At 60.0% G+C, this 12,085-nt stretch carries 10 protein-coding genes and 1 pseudogene; 7 read left to right on the top strand and 4 right to left on the bottom strand.

Annotation, left to right across the window (positions count from 1 at the left end):
• Positions 1-3: 3 nt before the first annotated feature.
• The 5 genes from MVA47_RS09310 to MVA47_RS09330 are packed head-to-tail and all read left to right on the top strand — an operon-like array spanning position 4 to position 5,486.
• On the top strand, positions 4-1,338 hold the full coding sequence (locus MVA47_RS09310; RefSeq protein ID WP_247207592.1) for an MCE family protein: 1,335 nt from the start codon (positions 4-6) through the stop codon (positions 1,336-1,338).
• Between the two features lie 20 nt (positions 1,339-1,358).
• Complete coding sequence (locus MVA47_RS09315; RefSeq protein WP_247210691.1) at positions 1,359-2,486, top strand: MCE family protein; 1,128 nt, start codon at positions 1,359-1,361, stop codon at positions 2,484-2,486.
• Between the two features lie 2 nt (positions 2,487-2,488).
• Positions 2,489-3,919, top strand: coding sequence for an MlaD family protein (locus MVA47_RS09320; RefSeq protein WP_281504697.1), 1,431 nt, complete (start codon positions 2,489-2,491; stop codon positions 3,917-3,919).
• Entirely contained in the window at positions 3,889-4,740 is an 852-nt protein-coding gene (locus MVA47_RS09325) for a hypothetical protein (RefSeq protein ID WP_247207594.1), read from the top strand. Before MVA47_RS09320 ends, MVA47_RS09325 begins: the two co-directional genes overlap by 31 nt.
• The gene (locus tag MVA47_RS09330) at positions 4,737-5,486 is read left to right on the top strand and encodes a hypothetical protein (protein WP_247207595.1); all 750 of its coding nucleotides are present in this window, start codon (positions 4,737-4,739) and stop codon (positions 5,484-5,486) included. The genes MVA47_RS09325 and MVA47_RS09330 overlap by 4 nt, the downstream gene beginning before the upstream one ends.
• Here MVA47_RS09330 and MVA47_RS09335 read toward each other — a convergent pair whose 3' ends face one another.
• The 4 genes and pseudogenes from MVA47_RS09335 to MVA47_RS09350 form a co-directional block, all read right to left on the bottom strand.
• Positions 5,487-6,932: a class I adenylate-forming enzyme family protein gene (locus MVA47_RS09335; protein WP_247207596.1), complete on the bottom strand. Its 1,446-nt coding sequence runs from the start codon at positions 6,930-6,932 to the stop codon at positions 5,487-5,489.
• A pseudogene (locus MVA47_RS09340) lies at positions 6,929-7,821 on the bottom strand (enoyl-CoA hydratase). Before MVA47_RS09340 ends, MVA47_RS09335 begins: the two are co-directional and overlap by 4 nt.
• 49 nt (positions 7,822-7,870) lie before the next feature.
• The gene (locus MVA47_RS09345; RefSeq protein ID WP_247207597.1) at positions 7,871-9,085 is read right to left on the bottom strand and encodes a CaiB/BaiF CoA-transferase family protein; all 1,215 of its coding nucleotides are present in this window, start codon (positions 9,083-9,085) and stop codon (positions 7,871-7,873) included.
• Positions 9,082-10,308 carry an acyl-CoA dehydrogenase family protein gene (locus MVA47_RS09350; protein ID WP_247207598.1) on the bottom strand — a complete coding sequence of 409 codons (1,227 nt, stop codon included), beginning with the start codon at positions 10,306-10,308 and terminating at the stop codon, positions 9,082-9,084. Before MVA47_RS09350 ends, MVA47_RS09345 begins: the two co-directional genes overlap by 4 nt.
• Before the next feature lie 92 nt (positions 10,309-10,400).
• Here MVA47_RS09350 and MVA47_RS09355 point away from each other — a divergent pair, with 92 nt between their 5' ends.
• Both MVA47_RS09355 and MVA47_RS09360 read left to right on the top strand, forming a co-directional pair.
• A complete protein-coding gene (locus MVA47_RS09355) occupies positions 10,401-11,192 on the top strand; it encodes an enoyl-CoA hydratase/isomerase family protein (RefSeq protein WP_247207599.1) in 792 nt (263 codons plus the stop codon).
• Between the two features lie 9 nt (positions 11,193-11,201).
• A complete protein-coding gene (locus MVA47_RS09360; protein WP_247207600.1) occupies positions 11,202-12,077 on the top strand; it encodes an amidohydrolase family protein in 876 nt (291 codons plus the stop codon).
• The last annotated feature ends 8 nt before the right edge of the window (positions 12,078-12,085 follow it).

Raw genomic sequence — 12,085 nt, forward strand, 5'->3', positions numbered from 1 at the left:
CCAGTGAGTCGACTATCGGCTGATCGATTAGCTTTGAAGGCGCGCGGTTTCGCGAGCTCGAACAGGCGCGCGCTACTCGCTGCGTCGACCATCGTTATACTGTGCGCCGCCGCACTCCTGGGCTGGCATGTGTATTCGAAGGCAACCACCACCACGGTCACGGCATATTTTGCCAACACCAACGGGCTGTACGCGGGTGACACGGTGAAGATTATGGGTGTGGAGGTCGGCAAGGTCGGATCGATCACCGCAGCCGGCGACAAAATGAAGGTGGAGTTGCGTGTCGACAGCTCGCATCCGGTGCCTGGCGATGCGAAAGCAGTCATATTGTCACCGACTTTGGTGTCCGCCAGGTCAATTCAACTTGCTCCGGCGTACACCGGTGGCCCGAAGATGAAGTCTGGCGACAACATTCCGATCGAGCGGACAGCCGTTCCTGTGGAGTGGGACGACTTTCGAGCTCAGCTCGAACAACTGACCTCGGCGCTCAGTGATACGACAAACAACCCAGATGGGCCGCTGGGAGAGTTCGTCGATTCGGCCGCATCGGCGCTCGACGACAGAGGGAACCAGATCAACGACACACTCGGCAGTCTCTCCAAGGCGACCACAACCCTGTCAGACGGACGTGACGACCTCTTCGCGACTGTTCGAAACCTCCAGGTCTTCGTCAGCGCACTGGCGACCAGTGACCAGCAGATGGCTCAGTTCAACCAAGATCTGGCTTCGGTCACGTCAGTGCTGTCCAACAGCGATAACGAACTCGGTAACGCGATGAACAGTGTCAACGAAGTGCTCGGGGAGCTCGAGAAGTTCGTGGCAGACAATCGCGACCAACTGTCGACATCAGTTGAGCGTCTCTCGAGGGTGACCACGTCGCTACAGCAGAGTCAGCCTGATATCGAACAGCTACTGCATGTGGGCCCCACCGCCTTCTCGAACTTCTACAACATCTATCAACCGGCGCAGGGCACGTTGACCGGTGCGCTTGCGGTCACCCAGTTTCAGAATCCTATTCAGTTCATTTGCGGTGCAATACAGGCCGCGTCTGGCGAAGGAGCTGAAGTATCTGCGCAGCGCTGCGCGCAGCACCTCGGGCCGGTGTTGAAGAATCTCCAGTTCAACTATCCCCCGGTCGGCATCAATCCGATCAAAGGCGTCCAGCTCCGACCGGAGCAGATCGACTACAGCGAGGCGGGTTTGAAGCCGCCCGCGGGTCAGACAAACACATCGGTGCCCGGCGTCTTCGAGCCGGCGGACACACCGCGGTCGCAAGTCCAGGGTGGATCCGGACTCAGAGGGTTGATGCAACCTGCCGTTGTGGGCGGGCCACGATGACGGTAACTAAAGGTCTTATTATGCGCCGGCGCAGAGTATCCGCGGTTGTCACCGTCGTTTCCGCGTTGATATTTTTGTCGGCCTGTTCGGACTGGCGCGGCGCCAATTCACTGCCCCTCCCCGGTACAGAGGGGGGAGGCGACGGGTCCTATGAGGTACAGATCCAGATGCCCGATGTGAGCACTTTGGAGGAGAACTCTCAGGTGAAGGTCAACGATGTCAACGTCGGAACCGTCACGGGGGTCGAACGTCAAGGGTGGCACGCCCTGGTGACCGTCAGACTCGGTGAGGAGGTGTCGTTGCCGGCGAATGCGACTGCCAAACTCGGTCAGACGAGCCTGTTGGGTACCGTGCACGTCGAGTTGGCCGAGCCCCTGGGTGAACCCGCGCAAGGCCACCTCGACGCTGGTGGAGTGATTCAACTGGATCGCGCCGGCGAATATCCGTCGACGGAACAGACGCTTTCGTCAGTGTCGGTTGTCCTCAACGGGAGCGGACTGGCGCAACTGCAGCAGATAAACCAACAACTCAATGCTGCGCTTTCCGGCCATGAGTCAGATGCCCGCGGTTTGATCACGCAACTGGATACCTTCACTTCATCCATGGACGAACAGAAGCAGGACATCATTGCGGCCTCTGAGGGCCTGGACCGGCTGGCGGGGCAGCTCAATGCCCGCGCGGATGTACTGGACAACGCGCTTAACAGCATTCCGCCGGCACTGGATGTACTGGCCAAGGATCGCGACACCCTGCGGGATGCGATACTTGCCATCGGCAATTTCGCTACCAGAGCCGATGAGGTAATAGCGGCAAGCAGCACCAGCGTCACCGAGAATCTTGCGAGCATCGGGCCTGTACTGCAACAGCTCGCCGACGCCGGGCCCAACCTGACCAAATCGCTGGGACTTCTCGCAACGTTTCCCTGGCCGCAGGCCGGAATCAAACAGTTCATCCGTGGCGATGCGGCAAACCTGAGTGCCACAATCGATTTGACGCTGGGTAGGCTCGACAATTCGTTGCTGCAGATGACTCCGGCCGACGGGAAGCTCACTCAGTTGGAAACGATGCTGGGACGCACGGCCGGTCGACAACCGACACCACAGACCAAGAATCCGTTGACCGCGCCGATCTTGCGAGGAACGTCATGAGGATGACTCGGTTCGTCCGATGGCAGTTGCGGATTTTCGCGTTTCTCACCGTCGTGTCGCTGGTGATCATGGCCGTGTGGTTCATGAGGGTCCCGGCCTCGGTGGGTATCGGTCGATACACGTTGAAGGTCGAATTGGCTGACACCGGTGGGTTGTATACGAGTTCTAACGTGACCTACCGTGGGCAAACTGTCGGGCAGGTCACAAGTGTGCAGCTGGCCAACGGCGGCGTCGAGGCCGTCCTCAGCATGGACAGCGGAACCAAGGTGCCGAAGAGCAGCATCGCGGAAGTACACAGTCGGTCGGCGATCGGTGAGCAATACATCGACCTCGTTCCTCAATCGACAGCTGGGCCCTACTTCTCTGATGACAATGTGATTCCCGTCGAGCAGACAACTGTCCCGCAGGACATCGCACCTCTGATCGATACGGTGAACAAGAGCCTCCAGCAGATTCCGCAGGACAAACTGGACGTGCTGATCGACGAATCCTACGATGCCGTCAATGGATCCGAAGAGGATCTGCGACGGCTGCTCGATTCGGCGAACAAGCTGATCAGCGACGCAAACGGCAATGTCGCCGCCGTCAATACCCTGATCAAAGACCTCGGTCCGGTGCTTAACTCGCAGGTCGTCACGAGCGACTCGATCCGTACTTGGGCGAGCTCCCTGAGCTCACTAAGCGCCCAGGCCGCCGACAATGACGACGCGCTGCGGGGAATCTTGAAGAACACGCCCGACGCTGCAGGACAGGTCAATGCGCTGTTTCAACAGCTGCAGCCGACCTTACCCATATTGCTCTCGAATCTGGTCAGCCTGGGCCAGGTCGGGGTGACCTACAACGCCAGTCTCGAGCAGGTTTTGGTTATCATCCCGCAGGGGATGAGCGCGTTGGCGGCGATTGCGGTCCCGAACTTGGACGGGACCGATCGTGGCTTTCTGTCGTTCAACACGCCGACCCTGAACTCGTTGCCGCCCTGCACAACTGGCTTTCTTCCGGCGTCGGAGAGACGTGACGGTTCCGCAGTGGATTCGCCACCCCGCACCGATGAAGACCTCTACTGTTCAATTCCGCAGGATTCGACGAACTCGGTCCGTGGTGCGCGGAACCTTCCGTGCATGGACAAGCCTGGAAAACGTGCGCCGACCGTGACCATGTGCAAGAGCGACGAATCGTACGTTCCGCTCGGTGACAACCCCTGGATCGGCGACCCGACACCCACGGTGGACAATCCCGCGCTGGCCCAGCAGGGCGCGCCGTCCGGATTTCGGGACAGTGAGTCCGCAGGTCCGGTCGCAACCGCGAAATATGATCCGGACAGCGGCCAGTACATCGCACCGGATGGATCGGTCTATACGCAATCCGACCTCGCGGACAAGCAGCAAACAGAGGGTGGTGCAACATGGCAACAGATGATGGATCCGGCGAAGTAGTCGGGAGGTTCAAGGTGTCGAAGATGACAGCGCAAGACCGCGCTGATGCGGCACGTAAGGCCGCTGATGCCGCGGCTGTCGCCGCGGCCGCGGCCGAAACTGCGGCGAAGGCAGCCGAGCGCGCGCTTGCGGGAGAGGCCGAGGACGACGCGGACGAAGCCTCCCCTGGAGACGCGCTCGTGGACGGTGGAAGCCCTCCAGACGAGGTGCAGGAGGTTGGAGGTGTTTCACCCACCAAGAGCCGTCCTGCGCTACGACGACGAGGCCGCACGTCGAGGCGGTCGATAGCAAGAGACACTCTTGGTCCGAAACCACCGGATGGGTCGACACCCGTACGGAAGAAGCTTGTCGTGCTGTCGGCGCTGCTGCTAATTCTCGTGGTCGGCGTCGCCGTGATCAACGTACTACTCTTCACCGCAGATCGTGACCACTCCGCCGAGCAGGACGACCGTATCGCCTTTGTGCAGGCAGCGAAGCAAGGCGTGGTCAACATGACGTCAATTGATTTCAACAATGCACGACGCGATGTCCAGCGTGTCATCGACGGCTCAACGGGCGAGTTCCGCAAGGACTTCGAGGGACGATCCGCATCCTTCGTCGACGTAGTCACGAAGTCGAAGGTCTCGACCGAAGGTGAGATCCAGAACGCAGGGATCGAGAAGGTGAACAGCGACGGATCCGCTGTCGTGCTGATCGCGTCGACCTCCAAGGTGAACAACGAGGCCGGCGCGCAGAACGAACAACGAGCGTGGCGATTGCGGGTCACCGTCATGCCCTCAGAAGGTCAGCTGAAAATGTCGAAAGTGGAGTTCGTGCCATGAAGGCCAGCGTGAAAAGCAGCAGTATCGGCGATACCTCAGATAAATCTCCCGAGTCGGGGAGTGGAGATGATGCAGGGATCGAGGACGATGTCGTGCCCCACGAACTCACACAGGCGGCGGAAGTGGACGACGCGGCGGAAGAGGACGCGACCGCCAACAAATCGGGTGCGGCTGATGACACGCGAGAGAGCGCGGGGGCCAGCAAGCGCACACTCTCCCGAATACGCAGCCGTAAAGCTCGGTTGGCCATGGAAATCACCTTGCGCCAGATCAAGTTCGTCGTCGCAGCGGCAGTCGTGGTGCTCGCGGTGCTGCTGGGTCTCGCCGGCTACCAGTATTGGAGCGTCTACAACAACAACCAGCAGGTGGATCAGACACAAAGTGATGTCGGACGTGTCGCTGCCGACGGCGCGGTCGCCATCCTGTCATACAAGCACGACTCCATCGATCAAGACCTGCAACGCGCGCAGTCACTTCTGACCGGGGAGTTCGCTGACTATTACAAAGACTTCACGGCTGAGGTCGTTTCTCCGGCTGCCAAAGAGAAGAAAGTTGATACCCAGGCGACGATCGCCGGAACGGCAGTGGAGAGTGCCGAAGCCGATCACGCGGTCGCACTGGTATTCGTCAACCAATCGACGACAACTATCGACAATGTCAGTCCGACCTTGTCTGCGAGCAGTGTGCGGGTCGAGTTGAAAAAGGTTGACGGCAAGTGGCTTATCGAGAAGTTCGATCCGGTCTGATCATGTGTCCGTTGGTTGGAGCTTATGGCGCTGGAGCTTGCCACCGGGCGTCCGCGGTAATGCGGATACGAAATGGTATACGCGCGGGAGCTTGTAGGACGCGAGTCGGGTCGCCGCCCAAGTTGTGAGCGCGTCGGCGGATAGGTCTGCCGAGGCGCGAACGACAAACGCCACCGGTGCTTCCCCGGTCTTTCCATCAGGGTGTCCGACCACCCCGACATCGATCACATCTGGGTGCGCGAGGATCGCGTCTTCCACCTCTGTCGGTGACACTTGGAAGCCCGAGACCTTCAGCATCTCCTTGCGCCTTCCGACGATGTTCATCCGTCCGTCGGGATCGAAGGTGACCAGATCACCGGTTCGGAACCAGCCGTCGTCGAGAAACGAATCGGATGCGGTAGCCGCGTAACCGGTTGCGACGCTGACCCCCCGGACCTCCAGTTCGCCTCCCGATCCCAAGCGCACCTCAGTGCCGTGGGTCGGATACCCAGGCGATTCCAGTTTCCAATCGCTGGGCCGGTCGACCGGGTTGAACGCGACCATCATTGCCTCGGTCATTCCGTACGAACACAGGAATTGCACGCCGGTCCGGGCGGTGATGTCGCGTGCCAACTCGGGCGGGACCGACGACCCGCCCCACATGAAGTATCGAAGTGTCGCGAACGCCGATGGTTTGAGATCTGATCGTTGGGCCAATTTGTGGGCCACCGCCCCTGCCAGAGGCCAGATCGTGACCCCGGCCGACCGGACATGGGCCAGTGACGTGTCAAGATTGAAGCGCTGGAACAAGGTCATCTGCGCGCCGACACTGATTGCGGCTGCGCACATGGTCGCGCCGAAAACATGGCACAGGGGAAGTGAGATCTGGAGAACGTCCCTACTCGTCAACGCGAGGTGGCGGCGAAGCTGGTCAACACCTCCACACAGACTTGCGTCGGTGTGGACAACGCCTTTGGGGAGGCCGGTGGATCCAGATGAGAACGGGATGTACCGTGCGCTGTTCGAGTGCTGGGTAGACGGTGGTGATGGTGGTTGGTGGGGAGAAAATTTGAGCAACTCATCAACTGGTATGGAGTGGATGAACCGCTTCGTCAGCGCGGCGAACCGGGGTTCGTAGACAGCTGCGGTCGCTGCGGTCGCCGCAATCGCATTTTCAATCTCACTCGGGGTCCAGTATGGGTTGGGCGTCACGAACACCGCGCCGATATGAGAAAGCGCAAACTGCGCGATCAGATACTCGGGCCGGTTCTCCATGAGTAGGAGAACCCGTGTGTTCTCACCGATTCCCGCCTCGATCATCCGCGATGTGGCGATGGCCGCAGCCGAGGCGAGTTCGGAGTAAGTCCAGATCTCGTCGTGAAAACGCAAGGCAATCTGGTCCGGCCACCGCTCTCCCGCGCCTTGGAGAATCTCGGAGTAACAGACGAACGAGTTCTGTGGTCTCATGGAACATTTTTGCGTGCAGGCGAAGCCGGTCCCGCCGTTCGCCAGTCGGTGATGTCGGGACCAGGCTTGCCCGCAGGGAACTTGTCGTCGTTGATCGCCATCCAGTGTGCGTGGCCGAGTTGATGCAGATAAAAGCTGTGCTTGAGGGATTCGGAAAATCCCATTGCGTCGACCGTGTCGTTCACGGAGTCCTTGACGAGCAAGCTCGCGAAGGTCGGCCGTGCTGCGATCCTGCGCGCAAACTCGAGCGTATTGTCCGACAGAGTATCTCGCGTGAAAAGTTTGGATACCATGCCTAGTCGGTAGCCTTCTTCGGCATCAATCGAATCCCCGGTAAGCAATAACTCTTTGGCCTTGCGCGGTCCGAACTCCCAAGGATGTGCGAGGTACTCCACGCCGGGCATCCCAGTCTCGCGCCGACTACGTCGGAGAAAACGGTGTCATCGGCAGCGACGATCAGGTCGCAGCACCACATGAGCATGAGTCCTGCTGACACCACATTCCCGTGGACCTGCGCGATTGTGATCTTCCGCAGGTCACGCCACCGCCGGGTGTTGTCGAAATAGTGGCGCCACTCCTGAAGCGTCCGATTCTCGACGGGACTATCTCTGGTGCCGCCGTTGACCCCGAAGGTGGGATGTTGCCCTGGTCCTGGCTCGGCCTCTTCGATGGCCTCTCGGGACCCCATGTCGTGACCGGCTGAGAAGCTTGGTCCGTTGCCGGCAAGAATGATCACCCGCACCGCATCATCGGCTTCGGCACGCAGCAGGGCTTCGTCGAGTTCTACGAGGAGAGCTCGGTTCTGTGCGTTACGCGCTTGGGGCCGGTTCATTGTCACGCGCGCAATTCGACCGGAGTCGAACGTCTCGTACATGATGGTGGAAGTCATGTTGATTGTCCTACCTGACTTAGTTTCCCCAGAGGATGGCCGTCCCGCATCAAATAACTCCGCTGTGACGAAGTTGTTCGATCTGATCGGGTCTCCTCTCGAGGATTTCGCTGAGCAACTCGTCGGTGTGTTGCCCGAGAGTTGGCGGCGGTGAGTAGTTGTCGATCACGGATTCCGAGTAACGGATAGGGTTGCGAATGACATCGACCGATCCGGCCGGGTGCTTGATGGGTGTGCGCAACTCATGGTGGATTACTTGGGGGTTCGAGAAGACCCCATCCATGGTGTTCACGGGACTGACCGGTACGTCCGCATCCTCGAGGGCGGCGACCCAGTCAGAAGCGTCGCGCTGCAAGAAGATGTCTTCCAAGGTGTCGAGAACAAGGTCGCGGTTCGCAATTCGAGCCGACACCCCTGCAAACTCCTCCCTGTCGGCGAGTTCAGGCCTGCCCAGTGCAGTGGCCAGCGCCGAAAACTGTTTTGGTGTGCTGGCGACGACAAAGATCTCGGCGCCATCGGCGCACGTGAACGCTTGGGAAGGGATACCGCCGAAGCCGCCATTGCCGCGTCGTGGCGCGGCTACACCTGAAACGAGGTAGTTCTGGGCATAGTGAGAAAGCGCGGCGACACCGCAGTCGAGGAGTGCGAGATCGATGTATTGGCCGATGACGCCTTCAGAATCGCGGTGGTGGAGGGCGGCGAGGACCGCGTTCGATGCATAAAGACCGGTGAGGATGTCGACCATCGAGACGCCGACTTTCATCGGTCCCGCGCCGGGTTCACCGTCGGGTATCCCGGAGACGCTCATCATGCCGCTCATGGCTTGGAACACGCCGTCGTAGCCCGCGCGCATCGCATAGGGCCCGTCTTGGCCGAACCCGGTCACCGAGCAGTAGATGAGGTGCGGATTGGTGGCGTGCAAGCTGGCGTAGTCGAGCCCGTATTTCTCGAGTACTCCCGCACGATAGTTCTCGATGATCACATCGGACGTGTCGGCGAGCTCATGAATCAGTTCAGCCCCTTCTGGCAGTGAATGATCGATGGTGATCGATCGCTTGTTGCGATTGCAGCTCAGATAGAATCCGGACTCTGCGGGGTGATCGTCGAGAAACGGTGGCCCGTACTGTCGGGCGTCGTCGCCGACCAGGGGTCGCTCGACTTTGATCACCTCGGCGCCGAGGTCGCCGAGGAGTTGCGTGGCGAACGGGGCTGCCAGAATCCGGCTCAGATCAAGCACCCTGATCCCGTTCAGTGGTCCGCTCATCGGCCGGTTCCCTTGGGCTCGCGGGGCATTTTCAGGACCCTTTCGCTGATGATGTTCTTCTGGATCTCGCTGGAGCCGGCGTAGATCGTCTCCGCGCGGGCTCGGATGAACGACCGGCGCATCGTTTCGGCTGTGCTGTCCGGTCCCGTCCCCCAGTTGGTGCCGAGGAGCGCATCAGGCCCGAGCACATCCATGGCGACTTCCGTGAACTCTTGATGCCAACGAGACCAGTAGTACTTGCCGATGGAGGCCTCGGGGCCGAACTTGCCTTGTTGGAGCGCGGTAGTCAGCGACCGCAAGTTGTTGTAGGCCATGATTTCCAGACCGATGTACGAATCGACGATCCGGTCACGAAGGACGGGATCAGCGAGAGCGCCTCGGCTACGCGCCAGTGTTTGCAGGTATCCCATTTCGCGTGCGAACGAGAACTGGTAGTTGAGGACAGAGGTGGCGCGTTCGTGACCAAGTGTGGTCATAGCCGCACTCCACCCGTCGCCTTCCTGTCCGAGAACGTTCGTGGCCGAGGTGCGGGCGTGGTCGAAGAAAACCTCGTTGAATCCACTGTCGCCGAGCATGGTCCGGATGGGCACGACGCGGACGCCGGGCTGATCGAGCGGGATGAGCATGTACGAAAGGCCGTCATGACGTGCAGAACCGGCCTCAGTGCGAACGATTGCAAAGATCCAATCGGCATGATGGGCGAACGTGGTCCAGATCTTCTGGCCATTGATTACCCACACGTCGCCCTCTCGGACTGCTTTGGTGGAGATGTTGGCGAGATCCGAGCCGGCATCGGGCTCCGAATATCCTTGACACCACACCACTTCCGATCGGGACATTGGAAGGAGCAAGCGAGTTTTCTGCTCGTCCGTGCCATGTGCGAGAGCGGTCGGGGCCATCAGCGATTCCCCGTGGAATGCGGCACGTGGCGGTGCACCCGCTCGGGCGTATTCCATGGCGAAGACGATCTCCTGGGTCATGGACGCGCTACGGCCGCCGTACTCGAGGGGCCAGGACAGGCCCAGCCAGTTGCCGGCACCGAGTTCTCTCTCCCACTCCCGTCGGAGCTCCCAGTTGTCGTCATCATCAGGGCCGCCTCGGTCGGCCTGCCCAGCGAAATCACCGACAAGGTGTTCAGCGAGCCAGGTTTGCAACTCCTCGCGAAACTCTTGATCTGCCGATGAGAGGGGTAGTGCGGCGATACCGTCCAGCGAAACTGCCATGTGCGTATAGTACAACTAGTGGACGAATTAAAAAGCCGCCTGTGGGGTTCGATCGATGCGAACGAGCCCCTCGGGGTTGACGAGGAGACAGCGTGGATGAGCTGAATTGGTCCGTCGAAGATGGGGTGGGCACCATCACTCTCAATCGGCCAGAACAGCGAAACGCATTTACATTCCCGATGATTCGAGAATGGGAGCGTCTGCTACTGGAGGCCAGGCGAGACGGCGATGTTCGGGTGGTGGTGCTGACCGGCGCAGGTGACCGCGCGTTTTGCTCGGGAATAGACCTCGGGTCGATCTCGAATGCGAATCCCGATCTGACGCCGCTCGAACGCAAGCTCCAGTTGCATGACGAGGTGCACCGGGTGGCGCTGGCAATGAGTGACCTGGACAAACCAGTGATCGCGGCCATTAACGGTGTGGCAGTCGGTGCCGGACTTGATATGGCGCTGATGTGCGACCTGCGGATCATGTCGGCGCAGGCCCGCCTATCTGAGGGGTATGTACGGGTAGGCCTGACGCCGGGGGATGGTGGGGCATACTACCTGCCACGTATCGTTGGCACATCCAAAGCCCTTGAACTGCTTCTGACCGGCGAGTTCATCGACGCTAGCGAAGCGCTGCGCATCGGCCTCGTGAATCGGATCGCCGCCCCAATCGACTTCCGCGCCGAGACCGCCAGACTGGCGAAATCGATTGCGCAACATCCGCCGGTCACGGTACGGATGATCAAACGCGCGACATATCAGTCTTCGGAGACGGATCTCCGAACCGCACTCGACCTGATCTCATCTCACTTCGCCGTTGTCGCAGCGACGCAAGACTCTGCCGAGGCGCTGGCTGCGATGACCGAGAAACGCGCGCCACACTACACCGGCCGTTAGGAGTACTGAATGTCTGAATCGACGTGTACGCGCGTCTTCGACGCGTGGATCAATCTTCCGTACGCGGCGGGGGAGGTGACCCCTGACCCATCTGTGGTTGCGCGATTCAAGCGTGGGAACAGCGCATACGAAGGGGGCGAGACCATGGAAGACGTGGTTGCCGAGATGGATCGTCTCGACATCTTCGGTGGCGTCCTGTCGAAAGCGCCACGTGACATTACTCCGCCCTTCATTCACGGAACCAAGTCGGGTGAGGATGTTCTGCGACAGACCTGTGAGCGTCTTGCGGGATACCAGAAGAACTTTCCTGGACGGTTCGTCACGTCCGTCGGCATCGACCCGTGCCTCGGTTATGAGGCAGCGAAGCACGTGAGAATCGCAGTCCGCGAGTACGGCATCAAGTGTATTCGCATCATCCCCATGTTCACCGGCATAGCGATCGACGACAAACTGGCATTCCCCCTGTACACAGCGGCCTGCGATGAAGGTGCTGTCGTGTCCATCAATGTCGGGGTGCCCGGACCGATGAAGCCTGCCAAGCTCCAGCGCACGATTCTGGTGGACGAGGTGGCGTTGGCGTTTCCGGAGTTGAAGATCGTGATGAGTCACCTCGGTGATCCATGGATCTCGGAGACCATTGCCATGCTGTTGAAACATCCCAATGTGTATGCGATGACGGCGGGCTGGGCTCCGAAATATGTTCCAGCCGACATTGTTCGATTTGCCGAGCGGCGAAACACGAAGAAGCTCATGTGGGCATCGGACTATCCGATCCTGCCAATTGACCGCACCTTCAACGAGGGATCGGAACTGGGACTCAGCGGTCAGGCACGCTCGGGCTATCTCGGTGAGAACGCATTGTCGGTGTTCGGTGAACCGGTCTGACGACCAGA

The organism is Williamsia sp. DF01-3 (assembly GCF_023051145.1).
Classification (GTDB): Bacteria; Actinomycetota; Actinomycetes; order Mycobacteriales; family Mycobacteriaceae; genus Williamsia.